The organism is Streptomyces venezuelae (genome assembly GCF_008642375.1).
GTDB classification, from domain to species: Bacteria; Actinomycetota; Actinomycetes; order Streptomycetales; family Streptomycetaceae; genus Streptomyces; species Streptomyces venezuelae_G.
In genome coordinates, this window is record NZ_CP029194.1 from 968,379 (window position 1) to 985,281 (window position 16,903).

Below are 16,903 nucleotides of genomic sequence, written 5' to 3' on the forward strand. Positions count from 1 at the left end.
CAGAATCCACCGGAGGATGTCCGTCCGAGACCTGTCAGAACCGGTCAAACTTCAACTGCCTGTTCCGTCGTGTCAGGACCGGCCGGAGAGTCGCCGGCGCGCCGCCGGACGGGTGTCCGCCGAGCGGTGCGGCGGGAGCGCGAGCCGAGGTGGGTGACGGTGTCCACCCTCACGCGGCCGGCCGGGCCAACCCGCCCGCGCGGGGACGCGATGGACGGTGGCCGTGCCCGTCAAGTGGTGCGGTCCGCGCACATTTCGCCATTCACCGTCCGCCATGCGGACGCTTCACACGCCCCGCGTGCCCCCGCGAGACCGCCCGGGGGCGGGGGCGGGCCGCCGACAGGGCCCCGGCTCATCCGGGCCCCACCCACCCGACCGGGCCAAACAGGAATCCGTAGCTAAAATCGACGCATGCACGACAGCCCCCACGACCCGTACGTCCGTGTCCGCGGCGCCCGCGAGCACAACCTCGCCGGGGTCGACGTCGACATCCCACGCGACGCGCTCGTCGCCTTCACCGGCGTCTCCGGTTCGGGCAAGTCCTCGCTCGCCTTCGGGACGATCTACGCGGAGGCTCAGCGGCGCTACTTCGAATCGGTCGCGCCGTACGCACGGCGCCTGATCCATCAGGTGGGGGCGCCCGCGGTCGGCGAGATCAGCGGGCTGCCCCCGGCGGTCTCCCTGGAGCAGAGCCGGTCCTCGCCGAACGCCCGCTCCTCCGTCGGTACGGTGACGACGCTCTCCAACTCCCTGCGGATGCTGTTCTCGCGGGCCGGCCGGTACCCGGAGGGTGCGGAGCGGCTCGACTCCGACGCCTTCTCCCCCAACACGGCGGCGGGCGCCTGCCCTTCGTGTCACGGCATCGGCCTCATCCACGAGACGAGCGAGGAACTCCTCGTCCCCGACCGTGACCTGACCATCCGGCAGGGTGCCATCGCCGCCTGGCCGGGGGCCTGGCAGGGGAAGAACCTGCGGGACGTCCTGGACACCCTCGGGTACGACGTCGACCGGCCGTGGCGCGAGCTGGCCGCGAAGGACCGGGAGTGGATCCTCTTCACCGAGGAGCAGCCGGTCGTCACGGTGCACCCGGTGCGGGAGGCGGATCGCATCCAACGCCCCTACCAGGGAACGTACATGAGTGCCCGGCGGTACGTGCTGCGCACCTTCGCCGACTCGAAGAGCGCGACGCTGCGGGCGAAGGCGGAACGGTTCCTGACGAGTGCGCCGTGTCCGGTGTGCGGCGGCAGCCGGCTGCGTCCGGAGGCGCTCGCGGTGACCTTCGCGGGGCGGACGATCGCCGAGCTGGCCGCGCTTCCCCTGACGGTCCTGGCCGGGCTTCTCGCGGAGACGCCGGTGGACGGCGCGGAGACCGCGCGCGTCCTCACCGAGGATCTCGTCGCCCGGATCGCGACGGTCACCGAACTCGGTCTGGGCTACCTCAGCCTGGACCGCGCCACCCCCACCCTCTCCAACGGCGAGCTCCAGCGGCTGCGGCTCGCGACGCAGTTGCGTTCGGGGCTCTTCGGCGTCGTGTACGTGCTCGACGAGCCGTCGGCCGGTCTGCACCCGGCCGACACCGAGGCGCTCCTCGTGGTCCTCGACCGGCTGAAGGCGGCCGGGAACTCGGTCTTCGTCGTGGAACACCATCTCGACGTCGTCCGGCACGCCGACTGGCTCGTCGACGTCGGGCCGCGCGCGGGCGTCCACGGCGGGCGCGTCCTGCACAGCGGTCCGCCGGAGAAGCTCGCGTCCGTCGAGGCGTCCGCGACCCGGCGTTTCCTCTTCGAGCGGGAAGCGGCGCCCGCGCGGACGGTACGGGTCCCGGTGGACTGGCTGCGTACGGGGCCGGTGACCCGGCACAACCTGCGGGCGGTCGACGCGGCCTTCCCGCTCGGCGTCCTCACCGCCGTGACGGGAGTGTCGGGTTCGGGCAAGTCGACGCTCGTCGGCGCCCTGACCGAGGAACTCCCGGGAGTGGGGCGTCTGGTGACGGTGGACCAGCGTCCGATCGGGCGGACCCCGCGGTCCAACCTCGCCACGTACACGGGTCTTTTCGACGTCGTACGGAAGCTCTTCACCGAGACGGCGGAGGCTCGGGCGCGCGGCTACAAGGCGGGCCGCTTCTCCTTCAACGTCGCCGGTGGCCGCTGCGAGACCTGCCAGGGCGAGGGCTTCGTCTCGGTGGAGCTCCTCTTCCTGCCGAGCACGTACGCGCCCTGCCCCGACTGCCACGGCGCCCGGTACAACCCGGAGACGCTTCAGGTGCGGTGGCGCGGGCTCACCATCGCCGAGGTCCTGGACCTCACCGTCGAGTCGGCCGCGGAGTTCTTCGACGACACCCCGGCCGCCGCCCGGAGCCTGCGGACCCTGCTGGACGTGGGCCTCGGCTATCTGCGGCTCGGGCAGCCGGCGACGGAGCTGTCCGGCGGCGAGGCGCAGCGCATCAAGCTCGCCTCGGAGCTCCAGCGCCCGCGCCGCTCCGCCACGCTGTACGTGCTCGACGAGCCGACGACGGGGCTGCACCCGGCGGACGTCGAGGTCCTGATGCGCCAGCTGCACGGCCTCGTGGACGCGGGCCACTCCGTGATCGTGGTCGAGCACGACATGGATGTGGTCGCCACCGCCGACTGGGTCCTCGACCTGGGCCCGGGCGGCGGCGACGAGGGCGGCCGGGTGGTGGTGGCGGGGCCGCCGGACCGGGTGGCGCGGGCGGCCGGCAGCCGCACCGCGCCGTATCTGGCCCGGTCCCTGGGGATCACCGGCGAGCCCTGGGACCCGCCGGCGGATCAGGCCGCCGTGTCGAACGTGTAGTGCGGGGTGTGGTCCAGCATGTCCGCGGGGGTCACGTCGTTCCACGGGCGCATGGTGTCGCGGAGGTCGACGACGTTCGCGGTGCCCGCGGCCGGCAGGTACGTCGACTTGGGATGGCGCGCCTGCCAGTCGGCCCACAGCTTGTCGATGAAGGCGTGGTGCAGCCAGAACACCGGGTCGTTGGGGGAGACTCCGGTGCCCATCTGTCCGCCGACCCAGACGTGGACGCGGTTGTGGAGGTTGACTCCGCGCCAGCCCTCCAGGTGGTTGCGGAAGCCGTCCGATGAGCTGTTCCAGGGGGCGGTGTCGTAGGTCTCCATGGCGAGGACGGAGTCCACCTCGGCGCGGGTGGGGAGCTGGCGGCCGCCCGCGCCGAGGTCGCGCCGGAGGAAGTCGCGCGCGTCGACACGGACGCTGATCGTCCAGCGGTTGCCGCTGCGGGCGAACGGGCCGTCCGTCACCTGCCCGTCGCGGGCGCGCCCGGTGCCGCCGAGGAAGTCGGGCGCCCAGAGCGAGGAGCGGGAGGTGCGGTCGGCCGTCCAGTCCCAGTAGGGGAGGTTGACGGTCGGGTCGACGGACTGCAGGGCCTGCTCGAACTCTATGAGGAAGCGCCGGTGCCAAGGCAGGAACGACGGCGAGCGGTGGCCGACGCGGTCGCCGTTGTCGGTGTCGCTCATGATGAAGGCGTTGTGCGTGGTGACGAAGGTGTCGTACCTCCCGGAGCGCTTGAGCTCCAGGAGGGCGTTGACGAAACGTCGCTTCTCGTCGGCGGTGAGGGTGGCCTGGTTCTTGCGTACGGTCATGGGTGGTACGGCTCCTGGATCGGTCAGGCGAGGGTGAGGGGTACGAGCGGGGCACCCTGGAGTTCCCGGACGGCCGCGCGGGCCAGCGCCTTGGGCGTGGCGACCGGCTCGTAGTGGTTGATCACGCTGATCCAGGTGCCGTCGGCGTTCCGCATGACGTGCAGTTCCTCGCCGTCGATCGTCACGGAGTAGCCGCCGCCGTGGTGTCCCCCGTGGTGACCGCCGCCGTGCGAGGCGCCGCCTTTGATGCGGCGGCCCAGGTAGACCTCGTCGAAGGAGGAGGCCGGGACCGGGCCGGCCGCGGGAGCGGCGGCCCGGGGAGAGTCGGCGACGGCGGAGCCGGCCAGGGCGAGGCCCGCGGCGGCGCCGGCGGCGCCTGCCGCGACGCCGAGAGCCCGGCGACGGGTGATGTTGGACATGAAACCCCCTAGTGGTCTGCGACCGGGGGTTTGGTCATATGCCCCCGGCAGCCCTCATCAGTACCCGGGGGTGTCGGCGCGCCGGAAATCACCGGCGGCCGGTTGGCTACGAAGTGGACAACATGCCACGAAATGTACAGAGTTGAACGGAGTTGATCTTGCTGTGCCGGCGGACGGAGGCACCCTGGAGCGAAGATCTTACGGAGAAGGTGATCGTTTTGTGAACGATCTTTCGCTCCAGGGTGCGATGTGTGGCGGGGCCCACGCCGTCAGACTGGCCGGATCCGGCCTCAGCCTCGGGCGACCTTGCGCCGCGCCCGCAACCACTCCCTGTTCATCGCCGTGATCGACGGCAGCGGGATCCCCTTCGGGCAGGCCGTCGCACACTCCCCCGTCAGCGTGCAGCCGCCGAATCCCTCGGAGTCCATCTGGGCGACCATGTCGAGGACGCGGGTCTCGCGCTCGGGCGAGCCCTGTGGGAGGACGTTCAGGTGGTTGATCTTCGCCGAGGTGAAGAGCATCGCCGAGCCGTTGGGGCAGGCGGCCACACAGGCCCCGCAGCCGATGCACTCCGCGTGCTCGAAGGCCGAGTCCGCGTCGGCCTTCGGGACGGGGGTCGCGTGGGCATCGGGTGCCGAGCCCGTCGGGGCACTGATGTAGCCGCCGGACTGGATGACGCGGTCGAAGGCGGAGCGGTCGACCACGAGGTCCTTCACGACGGGGAAGGCCGCCGCACGCCAGGGCTCGATGTCGATCGTGTCGCCGTCGCGGAAGGAGCGCATGTGGAGCTGGCAGGTGGTGGTGCGCTCGGGGCCGTGCGCGTCGCCGTTGATGACGAGGCTGCACGCTCCGCAGATGCCCTCGCGGCAGTCGTGGTCGAAGGCGACGGGGTCCTCGCCGCGCAGGATGAGCGCTTCGTTGAGGGTGTCGAGCATCTCCAGGAACGACATGTCGGCGGAGATGCCGTCGACGTCGTAGGTGGACATGGCGCCTGGGGTGTCGGCGTCGCGCTGGCGCCAGACGCGCAGGGTGAGCCTCATGCGTAGCTCCGCTGGGTGGGGTGGACGTACTCGAAGGTGAGGTCCTCCTTGTGGAGGACGGGGGCCGTGCCGGTGCCGCCGAACTCCCAGGCCGCCGCGTACGCGAACTCCTCGTCGTGGCGGGCCGCCTCGCCGTCGGGCGTCTGGGACTCCTCGCGGAAGTGGCCGCCGCAGGACTCCGCCCGGTGGAGCGCGTCGAGGCACATGAGCTCGGCGAGTTCCAGGTAGTCGACGATGCGGTTGGCCTTCTCCAGCGACTGGTTGAACTCCAGGCCCGTGCCCGGAACCTTGACGCGGCGCCAGAACTCCTCCCTGATCTGGGGGATGCGGGCGAGCGCCTTGCGCAGCCCCGTCTCGGTGCGGGCCATGCCGCAGAACTCCCACATGAGTTCGCCGAGTTCACGGTGGAAGGAGTCGGGGGTGCGGTCGCCGTCGACGGCGAGGAGGAGGTTCAGCCGGTCCTCGGTCTCGGCGAGGACGTCCCGTACCGTCGGATGGTCGTCGGTGACGGGTTCGGCGTGGGGGTGGCGGGCGAGGTAGTCGTTGATGGTGGCGGGGAGGACGAAGTAGCCGTCGGCGAGGCCCTGCATGAGGGCGGAGGCGCCGAGCCGGTTGGCCCCGTGGTCGGAGAAGTTGGCCTCGCCGATCGCGAAGAGGCCGGGGACGGTCGTCTGCAGGTCGTAGTCGACCCAGAGCCCGCCCATCGTGTAGTGCACGGCGGGGTAGATCCGCATGGGGACCTCGTACGGGTTCTCGGCGGTGATCCGCTCGTACATGTCGAAGAGGTTGCCGTACTTCTCCTCGACCGCTCCCCTGCCCATGCGGCGGATGGCGTCGGCGAAGTCGAGGTAGACGCCCTGGCCGCCGGGGCCGACGCCGCGGCCCTCGTCGCAGACGTTCTTCGCGGCGCGGGAGGCGATGTCACGGGGGACGAGGTTGCCGAAGGAGGGGTAGATCCGCTCCAGGTAGTAGTCGCGCTCGTCCTCGGGGATGTCGGCGGCGGGACGGGTGTCGCCCTTGGCCTTCGGGACCCAGATGCGGCCGTCGTTGCGCAGCGACTCGCTCATCAGGGTCAGCTTGGACTGGTGGTCGCCGGTGCGCGGGATGCAGGTGGGGTGGATCTGGGTGAAGCAGGGGTTGGCGAAGTACGCGCCGCGCCGGTGGGCACGCCAGACGGCGGTGGCGTTCGAGTTCATGGCGTTCGTCGACAGGTAGAAGACGTTGCCGTAGCCGCCGCTCGCGAGGACGACGGCGTCCGCGTAGTGGGTGGAGATCTCGCCCGTGATCAGGTCGCGGGCGACGATGCCGCGGGCCCGCCCGTCGACGACGATCAGGTCGAGCATCTCCGTGCGGGCGTGCATCTCGACGTTCCCGGCGGCGATCTGCCGGGACAGCGCCTGGTAGGCGCCGAGGAGGAGCTGCTGGCCGGTCTGGCCGCGGGCGTAGAAGGTACGGGAGACCTGGACGCCGCCGAAGGAGCGGGTGTCGAGGAGTCCGCCGTACTCGCGGGCGAAGGGGACGCCCTGGGCGACGCACTGGTCGATGATCTCGACGGAGATCTGGGCGAGGCGGTGGACGTTGGACTCGCGGGCGCGGAAGTCGCCGCCCTTGACCGTGTCGTAGAAGAGCCGGTGGACGGAGTCGCCGTCGTTGCGGTAGTTCTTGGCGGCGTTGATGCCACCCTGGGCGGCGATGGAGTGGGCCCGGCGCGGGGAGTCCTGGAAACAGAACTGGACGACCTGGTAGCCCTGTTCGGCGAGGGTGGCACCGGCGGAGCCGCCCGCGAGGCCGGTGCCGACGACGATGATCCGGTGCTTGCGGCGGTTGGCGGGGTTGACCAGCTTGGCCTGGAAGCGGCGGGTGTCCCAGCGCTCGGCGATCGGGCCCTCGGGGGCGGCGGTGTCGGTGAGCGGGGCACCGGTGGTGTAGCCCGAGAAGTCGGTGGGGTTCATGTCAGCTCACCACTCCGGTCATGACGGCGACGGGGACGGAGACGAATCCCGCGGTCAGGACGAGCGCGAGGGTGTTGGCGAGGGCCCTGAGGAGTCGCTCGCGGCGGGCGTTGCCGACGCCCAGGGTCTGGGCGGCGCTCCAGAAGCCGTGGCGGACGTGGAGGCCGACGGCGAGCATGGCGACGATGTAGACGACGTTGCCGTACCAGGTGGAGAAGGTGTCGACCACGTTCTGGTAGGGCTTGCCCTCCTCGAAGCCGCCGGGGTGGACGGTGCCGGTGGTCAGGTCGAGGATGTGCCAGACGATGAAGAGGGCGAGGATGATGCCGCCCCAGCGCATGGTGCGGGTCGCGTACGAGGCGCGCCTGCGGCGGTGGACGTACGCGAGGGGGCGGGCCTTCACGTCGCGCCGGCTGAGCTGGTACGCGGAGACGGCGTGGGCGCCGACGGCGGCGAGGAGCACGATCCGGACGAGCCAGAGTGCCCACTCGTGGTGCAGGACGGGGGCGCCCATCACCCGCAGCCAGTGGCCGTAGGCGTTGAACTCCTCGGGGCCGAAGAAGACCTTCAGGTTTCCGGCGACATGGGCGACGAGATAGCCGAGCATGAGCAGCCCGCTGACGGCCATGACCGTCTTCTTGCCGAGGGTCGATGACAGGAATCCGCGTGACGGTGTGGGGGACGGCGGGCGGCCCGTCGTCCGGTCCCTCGTGGGTGCCAGAGCCATGCCCACGACGCTAGGGGCGAAGGACCCCAGAGGTCCAAGACATGGTCCGGCTGATCTCGATAGGCATCACCTATTCATGTCGCCTACGCTGGGGTCATGCAGTTCCAGCAGCTCCTCTATTTCGTCGCCGTCGCCGAGACCCGTCACTTCACGCGGGCGGCCGAGCGCGTCCACGTCTCGCAGCCCTCGCTCTCCCAGCAGATCAAGGCCCTGGAACAGGAGTTGGGCGCGGAGCTCTTCAGCCGGGCCAGGGGGAACATCACGCTCACCGACGCGGGCGAGGCGCTGCTGCCGCTCGCCCGCCGGATCCTCGCCGACACGGAGACGGCACGCCTTGAGGTGCAGGAGCTGGCGCAGCTCAAGCGGGGCCGGGTGCGGCTCGGCGCGACCCCGAGCCTGTGCACGGGGCTCCTTCCCGACGTGCTGCGCTCCTTCCACGACCTGCACCCGGGGATCGAGCTCCTCATCGAGGAGGGCGGCTCGCACGATCTCGTACGGGAGCTGGCGCGCGGGGCGCTCGACCTGGCGCTCGTGGTGCTGCCGCTGCCGTCCCCGTCCCCGGCTCTCACGACGGTCGAGCTGCTGCGGGAGGACCTGGTGGCGGTCACCTCGGCCTCGGCGCCCGCGCCGACCCGGCCGGTGCGGATCAAGGACCTGCGGGACCAGCCGCTCGTGATGTTCCGGCACGGCTACGACCTGCGGGAGCTGACCGTGGCGGCCTGCCGGGCGGAAGGCTTCGAGCCGACGTTCACGGTCGAGGGCGGGGAGCTGGACGCGGTCCTCGGGTTCGTACGGGCCGGGCTCGGGCTCGCGGTCGTCCCCGCGATGGTGGCGGCCCGGGCGGGCCGGGACCTCCGCGTGACCGCCCTCGCCCGCCCGGGCCTGCGGCGCACGATCGCCCTCGCCCACCGCAGCGACGTGGCGCCCCCGAGGGCGGCCCGGGAGCTCCAGCGGGTCCTGCTCGCCTCCCGCCGGGGCATGTGACGCCTCCTACCGCCGGGGGCCGAGGGCGCGGACCAGCTCGACGGCCTCGTCCGTGCGGCCCGCGCCGCAGACGCGAAGGATCTCGGCGAGGCCGGGGTGGCCGGCGTCGAGGACCGCCGCCGCGCCGAGGATGTCGACGGCGCTCGCACGGCTGGTGAGCAGGTCGCGCAGGCGCAGGGCGAAGCGCAGATCGGCGTCGGAGGCGGGGTCGGACCCCGGTCCGGGTCCGGGTCCGGGTCCGGAGTCTGGCACGGGCTCGGTCGAGTGGCCCTCGCCCGCGGGGTGCCGGGTCACGGAGGCACCCATCGAGTCCTGTCCGGGGGTCCTGCTCGTACGGATCCCGGCGAGGACCCGGGAGGCGTCCCCGGCCGGCACGGTGCCGGCGCGGACGTCCTGGGCGAGGCGGAGGACGGCCGTGAGACGGGCCGCCGCGTCGGGGTTGGCGATCCGGGCCCGCTGGCCCCGCATGACGAGGCTGAGCATGGCGGGCGAGATCCCCAGCGTCTCCGCGAGTCCGGACTGGGTCATGCCGAAGCGGTCGCAGAGGTCCCGGCACAGTTCGCCGAGCGGGGCCCCGTACCACTGGCGCTGAAGCTCTTGATTGCGGGCGATGGCGGTCGCGTCCATGAACAGGACGCTAGGCCGTCGAATTGACACTTGTCAAAGGGAGTTTTCATGTGTCAATCTCCCCGTCGGAAGGCACGACCTCACCCACCCTCACTGATGGGACGTCACCATGCCCTGGAAGCGCACCACTTCGCTCGCCACTGTCGCCGCTCTCGCCGTACTCGGGCTGACCGCCTGCCAGTCCGAGGGTTCTGACGCCAAGGCCGGTCCCTCCGCCACCGCCACCACCCAGGCGCCCGCGGACGGTTCGGGCGGCTCCGCGACCTCGGAGGCGCCCACCACCGGCGGGGTCGAGAAGCCGGACGACCTGCCCGCCGGCCTGCCGCTGCCGTCCGGGGAGCTGACGTCGGTCACCGGCAGCGCCGGCGCCTACGTGCTGACGTACAGCGCCCAGGACCCGCAGGCCGTCGTCGGCGAGTACCGCAAGGCCCTGGAGGGCGCGCAGTACACGGTGGTGGACATCGCCGGCGTCTTCACCGCCACCTCGGACAAGACCTCCGTCTCGGTCGCCACCAGCGGCGACACCGTCGTCCTCACGCTGGCGACCCTCTGACCCACCGCGCAGCGGAGGTACTCTGCGGCACATGGAAGCAGGGGGGATGCTCGCCGGGCGGTACCGCCTCGTGGCACCGGTGGCGCGCGGGGCCCAGGGCACGGTCTGGCGGGCCCACGACACCCACGGCGGCACGGACGTGGCCGTCAAGGTGTCCGGGAGTGCGGACCTGGAGTCGCTGCTGCGGCTGGTCTGCGAGCAGTCGGTGCGCCTCGGTCACGCCCATGTCCTGGCCCCCCTCGACTGGTTCGTCCGCGAGGGCGAGGCCTGGCTGGTGCTGCCGCTCGTGCGCGGCGGCACCCTCGCCGGACTCCTCGCCGACTACGGCGAACTGCCGCCGGAGGCCGCCCTGCTGATGGGCCACCAGCTCTTGGACGCGCTGGTCGCCGTGCATGCGGCGGAGCTGGTGCACCGCGACGTGAAGCCGTCCAACCTGCTCCTCGAGGCCAGGGGAACGGGCCGTCCGCACCTGTACCTGAGCGACTTCGGCGTGGCCCGGGTGCTGCCCCATCTGCGGCTCACCGCATCCTCGTTCGCCGCGGGAACCCCGTACTACCTGGCCCCCGAGGTCCGGGACGGGGCGGGGAGCGGACCCGCGCAGGACGTCTACGCGGCGGGGCTCGTGCTCCGGGAACTCGGGGCGCCGGCCTCGCTCGTGGCCGCCATGACCGCCGAGGATCCCGGAGACCGGCCCACTGCCCGCGAGGCCCGGGACCGACTGGCACGCTGCCGGGCGGCCCTGGGACCCGAGCGATGGCCGGTCCTGTGGGAGGGCGAACCCTTCCTCGTGCCTGACCAGTTCACGGACGGCCCGGCGGACACGCCGGCACCGCCGTCGGCGCCTCGCCGCCGCCACGGGCGGGTGGCCCTCGGGGCGGCCGTCCTGGGCGCCGTCGTCCTCACAGCCGCCGCGACGGCCGCGCTCACCTCGGACACCGGGCCCGGGGCCGCTCCGGCCACGTCCTCCCCGGCCCCGGTCCGTACCGTTCCGCCCCTGGCCGAGTCGGGGCCGCCGGACCCCTCCGGCCCCGCCGTCTTCGCCGCCTGCACGGCGGACGAGGCGTTCGCCGTCGCGTTCAGCCCCGAGGGGTACCTCCTGATCTGCGACCACGTCCCCGGCACCACTCGGTACGAGTGGACTCCTCAGCTCTCCGCGGAGGACTGAGTCTCACCCCCCACTCACACCGCGTCCGCCAGGAGCAGCGAGTGGATGCGGTCCGGGGCGCCGGGGCGGGCGTAGTACCAGCCCTGGGCGGTGTCGCAGCCGAGGTCACGGAGCCGGCGGGCCTGGGCGCCGGTCTCCACGCCCTCGACGGTGACGGCCAGTTCCAGGCTGTGCGCCAGCGAGACGATCCCCTCGACGATCTTGAGGTCGACCGGGTCCACCGGGTGCTGCTGCATGCCGCGGGTGAAGGACCGGTCGAGCTTGAGGACGCTCACCGGCAGGCGGCGCAGGTTGGCGAGGTTCGAGTAGCCGGTGCCGAAGTCGTCGAGCGCGATGTCCACGCCCATCTCGGCGAGCTGCCGCAGCGGCTTCAGCAGGTCCTCGTCGGCGCCGATCAGCGCCGACTCCGTCACCTCCAGGCAGAGCGCGCCCGGTTCCAGCCCGGACCGCTCCAGGACGTCGACGGTGTCGGCGACCAGCCTCGGGTGGTGCAGCTGGGTCGGGGACAGGTTGACGTTGATCCGCAGCGGGCCGCCGTCGGAGTGCCGCGCCTGCCAGAAGCGGGCCTGGCGCACGGCCTCCTGGAGCACCCAGCGGCCGAGCGGCACGATGAGGCCGGTGTCCTCGGCGAGCGGGATGAACCGGTCGGGGCCGAGCACGCCGTGCTGCGGGTGGCACCAGCGGACCAGCGCCTCCGCGCCGTGCACGCTGCCGTCGCCGAGGTGGACGAGCGGCTGGTACTCGATGAAGAACTCGCCGCGCTCCAGGGCCGTGGGCAGCGCCGTCGTCAGACCGTGCCGGGTGATGGCGCGGGCGTCCGCCTCGGCGTCGGCGAGCTCGAAGCGGTTGCCGCCAGCCGACTTGGCGCGGTACATGGTGATGTCGGCGCTGCGCAGCACCTCGGCCGGGGTCCGCTCCCCCGCCGGCCCCTCGACGACACCGAGGCTGCCGCGGACGGTCAGTTCGCGGCCGTCGATGCGCAGGGGGGTGGCGAGGGCGCCCAGGATGCGGTCGGCGAGTTCGGTGACGTCCTGCTCGCCGGAGCACCCGGTGGTGAGGGCGACGAACTCGTCCCCGCCGAGCCGGGCCACCATCTCGCCCGGGCCGGTGACGCAGCTCTGCAGCCGGTCGGCGACCTCGACGAGCAGCCGGTCGCCGGCGGAGTGGCCGAGGCTGTCGTTGATGACCTTGAAGCCGTCGAGGTCGAGGTAGCAGAGGCCGAAGCGGGCGTTGTCGCCGGAGACGAGCGCCTTCTCCAGGCGTTCGAAGAACAGGGTCCGGTTCGGCAGCCCGGTGAGCGCGTCGTGGGTGGCCTCGTACCGCAGGCGCAGGTGGAGCAGGCGCCGCTCGGTGGTGTCCTCCATCAGGGCGAGCTGGTACTGGGGCCGTCCGTCGGTGTCACGGAGGAGCGAGACGGTGAGGTTGGTCCAGAGAACCGTTCCGTCGCCTCGGTAGTACGGCTTCTCGACGCGGTAGGACTCGCGCTCGCCGCGGACGAGCTCCTCGTACAGCTTCCAGACGTGCGGGCCGTCCTCCGGGTGGACCCACTCGCTGACGTTCCGGCTGCGGACCGGGCCCTCCATCCCGCCGAACATACGGGTGAGGGTCTCGTTGACCTCCAGGACGTTGCCGTCGAGGTCGGCGATACCGATACCGATGGCCGCCCCGTCGAAGACCGCGCGGAAGCGGCTCTCGGTGGCGTGCAGGGCGATCTCGGCGGCGCTGCGCGCGGAGAGCGCGGAGCGGGCGATCGCCTCCTGCTCGGCGCGCGTCCGCTCGCGCAGGGCCTGGGCGTAGCCGGTGGCCATGGCGTGCTGGAGCCGGGCGCAGCGGGCGCGCAGCTCCTCGGCCGGGACGTCGGACTCCGTACCGCAGTAGAGGACCAGGTACGAGTCGACGACGCCGAGGCTGCGGCCGAGGGCGTCGGGGTCGGTGCAGTGGGCGGCGACGAGGGCCGCCCCGGCGCGCTGGGCCGGGGCCGTGTCGAAGGGCCGGGCGTGCAGTGCCTCGCACAGGGTGCGGGCCAGCGGCAGCAGGTGCCCCTCGAACTCGGTGCGGGTCAGCGAGGTGGCCGTCACCGGGAAGATCGCGCGGCTCCAGATGGTGACGAACCGCCTGAGTCTGTCCTCCGGACCGTCCGCCTCGGCGACGGAACCGGCGGGCTGCGACGGGACCTTCACGCCTTGCGCCCCACCCCTGCGAAACCGGAGAAGGCGTAAGGATCCTCCTCCTCGACCGGACTGTCCGGTCGCCAGGCCGGCATCGGGACGAGGCCGGGCTCGACCATCTCGGTGCCGTCGAAGAAGCGGGCGATCTCGGCACGCGACCGCATCACCAGGGGGTTGCTGATGTTCCGGTAGACGCCGACGGTGCCGCCCGCCTGCTCCTGCGTGAGCGGGATGCCCTCGTACGAGGCGTGGGTGACGACGAGGAGGCTGCCGGGCGCGAGGGCGTCGATCAGCTGGGCGACGGCCTCGTAGGGCCGGTCCTCGTCCTCCAGGAAGTGGAGGACGGCGACGAGGAGCAGGGCCACCGGCCGGTCCAGGTCGAGGAGTCGGGCCACCTCGGGGCTGTGCAGGATGTCGGTCGGCTTGCGCAGGTCTGCGGCGACGACCGTGGCGGCCTCGTCACCCTCCAGGACGGCGCGGCTGTGGGCGACGGCGACCGGGTCGTGGTCGACGTAGACGACTCGTGCGGCGGGGTCGGCGGCCCGGGCGACCTCGTGCACATTGCCGAAGGTGGGTATGCCGGAGCCGATGTCGAGGAACTGGGTGACGTCGTTGTCAACGGCGTGGCGGACGGCGCGACGCATGAAGGCACGGTTCGCCTGCATGATCTTGGGGAGGCCAGGCATGAACTCCATGGCCCTGCGCGCCGCTTCCCGGTCCACTTCGAAATTGTGCGAGCCGCCCAGATAGAAGTCGTACATACGGGACACGCTCGGCACCGAAATGTCGATACCCGGCGGAGCCCAGGCGGGACGCTCCATCAATGTCTCCAACAAGTCGCCATGGGGGATGCGGCCATGTGTTCGTCGGCCGGTGTTCGAGGTGAGGCTACTGATCGCCCGCCGGGAGAGCGAGTAGAAACGGAAATTAGCGGTCCGTTCTTGGTCACACGACATTGGCACATGCTCGTGAAGCGCAGAGTTCACGCCTTCAGCTCGTGCAAATTCACGTGCATATGAGTGTGCGTCGACTTCCCGGCCGGTGTCAGCCGCACCTTACGGGGGCGCAGGCCCTTGGCGCACCTCGGTCGTTGCTGCTGACGGGGCCTCGTCGACGGCCCGGGAGGCATGTCCGGCCGAGGCCCCCGGCAGGGCGACAACCGGACACTTCTTCCGCGGGAGCCCTCATGGAGTGCCACGGATCACCGCCGGAGTACCGCCGGGACCCTGACTAAGTCAGGTCGCCGACCCGCCGGAGCGGAGAGGAGCACGGGCGGCGAATCGCACGGCCCGGCGATACCCGGTCATTGCGCCGAATCCGCCTCCGGGCCGCCGAAACGTCAAACCACGCGTCCCGAGAACCCCACCATCCGGCGAATCCCCGCCGATTCGGCCCCGGTTCGCCGCGTCTGTGATCAAGCTCGACGGCGTGTCTCTGTACGGATCACTCCTCGCGCGGTCGCTGGCGGCCCTCGGACTGGTGTGGCTGCTCGCCGCACCCGTCCCCGCCACCGCCGACTCCTGCGCCTACGCCACGACCGGCCCCGACGGCTCGAACACCTCGGTGTCGGTCATCGGCCCGGGCGCGTGCTCACCCTCCCCCGCTCCGCCACCGCCTCCGCCGCCCACGAAGCCGGCGCCCAGGCCCACGACGCCGCAGCCCCAGCCGCAGCCCCCGACCGTCCCGGCGCCACCCCCGCCTCCCGTACGGACGACGACGCCGCCTCCCCCGGTGACCACCCCCGCACCGCGCCCGGAGCCCGCCTCTCCCGCACCGGCCACCCCGGTCCCGCCGGAGCGCACTCCGGCGCCCGCGCCCCCCGCGCCACCTCCCGCCCCGGCGCCCGCGCCGGCCCCCGCACCCTCGGCGCGGCCCCGGCCATCGGCCCACGGGCCCGTCGCCCTCCCGCACTACCGCCGCGCCGCGCGGCCCCAGCCGAAGGGCGGCACGTCCGTCGTCACGATGACGCTGGTGATCATCGCCCCCGCAGTGCTCGCGACCGCGATCCTGCGCCCCCGCTCCCGCTGAACTCCCCCTGAGGTCCCTCCATGTCCGAATGGCTCGTACTCACGCTCGCGATGGCCGCCGCCTGCGCCGTCGTCCTGACCATCGTCGTCATCAACCACCGTCGTATCCCGGAGGACGACGACCCCAGCGAGACCCCCGACGTCATCGAGTACATGACGATGATGATCGGTGTGATCTACGCGATCGTCCTCGGTCTCGCCATCGCCGGCGTCTGGGAGGCCCGCGGGGCCGCCCAGGAGACCGTGCGCCAGGAGGCCCAGGCGATGCACGAGATCTCGGCCCGCGCCGAGGTCTACCCCCTGGACGTCCGCACGAAGATCCGCGCCGACGTCGACGCGTACGTCGCGTACGTGGTCGACGAGGAGTGGGCGTACATGTCCGAGAACGGCGAGCTGAGCGAGGAGGGCACCGCCCTCATGGAGAAGGTGCGCCGCAGCGTCACCGACTACCAGCCCGCCGACGACTTCGAGGGGCAGGCCTACCAGCCGCTGGTCGACCAGGTGGCCGCCGCCGACGACGCCCGGGGCGCACGCGGGCAGAACGCCGGGGCGACGATGCCGGGGGTGGTCTGGTTCGGCCTGATCATCGGCGCCCTGGTGACCGTCGGCCTGATCTTCACGCTCCAGATCCGCAGGACGGGACGGGAGTTGCTGCTCGCCGGGCTGTTCAGCGTGCTGATCGCGTTCCTGCTCTTCCTCATCTGGGACTTCGACGCGCCCTTCGGCCGGGGCATCTCCGCCACCGCCACGCCGTTCACCGATCTGTTCCCGCAGGTCACGGAGTGAGTCCGGGCCCGCGAATGGGCCGCACGGGGGACACGCGTGCCCCATTCGCACGTCTGGGATCGCGGCTGTGGTAGTGCGCTCCTAGCGTTTCGGGCATCGAGGTGCACGCAGCCTTCGCGGGAATCCCGTTCCGCGGCTGCCCCTCGGGACCCGGAGGATTCACCATGCGCGCGATACGTGCCGCGTCCACTGCCCTGCTGGGGGCGGCCGCCCTCGCCCTGGCCGCCCCCGCCACCGTCGCTTTCGCGGCGGAGGGTGCCCCCGCCACCAACCCGCGGGCACCGGGAGCGAAGGCACCGGGCGATTTCGTCGTGTCCCCCTCGGTCGTCGCCCCGGGCGGCCGGGTGACGCTGAGCGCCCCCGGCTGCGCCAGTACGGCGACGGCCTCGGCCGGCATCTTCGACACCGTCGTCATCGCCCCGAACTCGGCGGCGACCGCCACCGTGGACTTCGACGCCCGGCCCGGCGCGGTGTACACGGTGTCGTTCAACTGCACCGGCGGAGTGCAGGACACCGTCGACCTGACGATCAGCGGTACGCCCACGGCCACCCCGACCATCAGCGCGACGCTGCTCACTCCCCCGCGCGGTGTGCGGGGCGGTCTCGGCGGCTCCGTGGACGAGGTGGACACCGGAATGCTCGCGACCGGTTCGGCCCTGGTGCTGGCCGCCGCCACCGGCGTCGTGTACGTGGTCCGTCGCCGCTCCGGCTCCTCCCGCCGCCACTGACGGGGGGGCGGTGGAGCGTGGCGCGGACCGGACCCGCGACCGGCGTCCCCGGACGCCCGTCGCCCCCGGGTCCTGGCAGGGACTCGGGGGCGACGGGCACAGCGGGCCGACCG

The 16,903-nt window shown here is 72.2% G+C and carries 15 protein-coding genes; 7 read left to right on the forward strand and 8 right to left on the reverse strand.

Annotation, left to right across the window (positions count from 1 at the left end; all coding sequences use genetic code 11):
* The first annotated feature begins 411 nt into the window (after positions 1–411).
* Complete coding sequence (locus tag DEJ46_RS04160) at positions 412–2,811, forward strand: ATP-binding cassette domain-containing protein (protein WP_150264222.1); 2,400 nt, start codon at positions 412–414, stop codon at positions 2,809–2,811.
* On the opposite strand, the gene melC2 is transcribed toward DEJ46_RS04160, so the two are convergent.
* The 5 genes from melC2 to DEJ46_RS04185 form a co-directional block, all read right to left on the reverse strand.
* A complete protein-coding gene (melC2, locus tag DEJ46_RS04165; RefSeq protein ID WP_150264223.1) occupies positions 2,787–3,614 on the reverse strand; it encodes a tyrosinase MelC2 in 828 nt (275 codons plus the stop codon). The genes DEJ46_RS04160 and melC2 overlap by 25 nt on opposite strands.
* Before the next feature lie 23 nt (positions 3,615–3,637).
* Positions 3,638–4,033 carry an apotyrosinase chaperone MelC1 gene (gene melC1 / locus DEJ46_RS04170; protein WP_150264224.1) on the reverse strand — a complete coding sequence of 132 codons (396 nt, stop codon included), beginning with the start codon at positions 4,031–4,033 and terminating at the stop codon, positions 3,638–3,640.
* A gap of 290 nt (positions 4,034–4,323) precedes the next feature.
* Positions 4,324–5,073, reverse strand: a complete 750-nt coding sequence (locus DEJ46_RS04175) for a succinate dehydrogenase/fumarate reductase iron-sulfur subunit (RefSeq protein ID WP_150264225.1) — start codon at positions 5,071–5,073, stop codon at positions 4,324–4,326.
* Positions 5,070–7,025 (reverse strand): fumarate reductase/succinate dehydrogenase flavoprotein subunit, encoded by a 1,956-nt coding sequence (locus DEJ46_RS04180; RefSeq protein ID WP_150264226.1) that lies wholly within the window; start codon positions 7,023–7,025, stop codon positions 5,070–5,072. Before DEJ46_RS04180 ends, DEJ46_RS04175 begins: the two co-directional genes overlap by 4 nt.
* Position 7,026: 1 nt before the next feature.
* Positions 7,027–7,752, reverse strand: a complete 726-nt coding sequence (locus tag DEJ46_RS04185; RefSeq protein ID WP_150264227.1) for a succinate dehydrogenase — start codon at positions 7,750–7,752, stop codon at positions 7,027–7,029.
* A 96-nt stretch (positions 7,753–7,848) separates the two neighbouring features.
* On the opposite strand from DEJ46_RS04185, the gene DEJ46_RS04190 reads away from it, so the two are divergent.
* Entirely contained in the window at positions 7,849–8,736 is an 888-nt protein-coding gene (locus tag DEJ46_RS04190; protein ID WP_150264228.1) for a LysR family transcriptional regulator, read from the forward strand.
* 6 nt (positions 8,737–8,742) lie between these two features.
* Here DEJ46_RS04190 and DEJ46_RS04195 read toward each other — a convergent pair whose 3' ends face one another.
* Positions 8,743–9,363, reverse strand: a complete 621-nt coding sequence (locus DEJ46_RS04195; RefSeq protein WP_150264229.1) for a helix-turn-helix domain-containing protein — start codon at positions 9,361–9,363, stop codon at positions 8,743–8,745.
* 109 nt (positions 9,364–9,472) lie between these two features.
* On the opposite strand from DEJ46_RS04195, the gene DEJ46_RS04200 reads away from it, so the two are divergent.
* Positions 9,473–9,916, forward strand: a complete 444-nt coding sequence (locus tag DEJ46_RS04200; protein ID WP_150264230.1) for a hypothetical protein — start codon at positions 9,473–9,475, stop codon at positions 9,914–9,916.
* Positions 9,917–9,947: 31 nt separating this feature from the next.
* Positions 9,948–11,081, forward strand: a complete 1,134-nt coding sequence (locus DEJ46_RS04205) for a serine/threonine-protein kinase (protein WP_150264231.1) — start codon at positions 9,948–9,950, stop codon at positions 11,079–11,081.
* Between the two features lie 14 nt (positions 11,082–11,095).
* Here the strand turns inward: DEJ46_RS04205 and DEJ46_RS04210 are convergent, their stop codons facing one another.
* Positions 11,096–13,261: a putative bifunctional diguanylate cyclase/phosphodiesterase gene (locus DEJ46_RS04210; protein WP_150264232.1), complete on the reverse strand. Its 2,166-nt coding sequence runs from the start codon at positions 13,259–13,261 to the stop codon at positions 11,096–11,098.
* Complete coding sequence (locus DEJ46_RS04215) at positions 13,258–14,070, reverse strand: SAM-dependent methyltransferase (protein ID WP_150264233.1); 813 nt, start codon at positions 14,068–14,070, stop codon at positions 13,258–13,260. Before DEJ46_RS04215 ends, DEJ46_RS04210 begins: the two co-directional genes overlap by 4 nt.
* Positions 14,071–14,677: 607 nt before the next feature.
* On the opposite strand from DEJ46_RS04215, the gene DEJ46_RS04220 reads away from it, so the two are divergent.
* The 3 genes from DEJ46_RS04220 to DEJ46_RS04230 all read left to right on the forward strand — a co-directional run bounded on the left by DEJ46_RS04220 (position 14,678) and on the right by DEJ46_RS04230 (position 16,790).
* Entirely contained in the window at positions 14,678–15,277 is a 600-nt protein-coding gene (locus DEJ46_RS04220; RefSeq protein WP_223834494.1) for a hypothetical protein, read from the forward strand.
* Between the two features lie 20 nt (positions 15,278–15,297).
* On the forward strand, positions 15,298–16,062 hold the full coding sequence (locus tag DEJ46_RS04225; RefSeq protein ID WP_150264235.1) for a DUF4239 domain-containing protein: 765 nt from the start codon (positions 15,298–15,300) through the stop codon (positions 16,060–16,062).
* Between the two features lie 164 nt (positions 16,063–16,226).
* On the forward strand, positions 16,227–16,790 hold the full coding sequence (locus DEJ46_RS04230; protein ID WP_150264236.1) for a hypothetical protein: 564 nt from the start codon (positions 16,227–16,229) through the stop codon (positions 16,788–16,790).
* Positions 16,791–16,903: the final 113 nt, after the last annotated feature.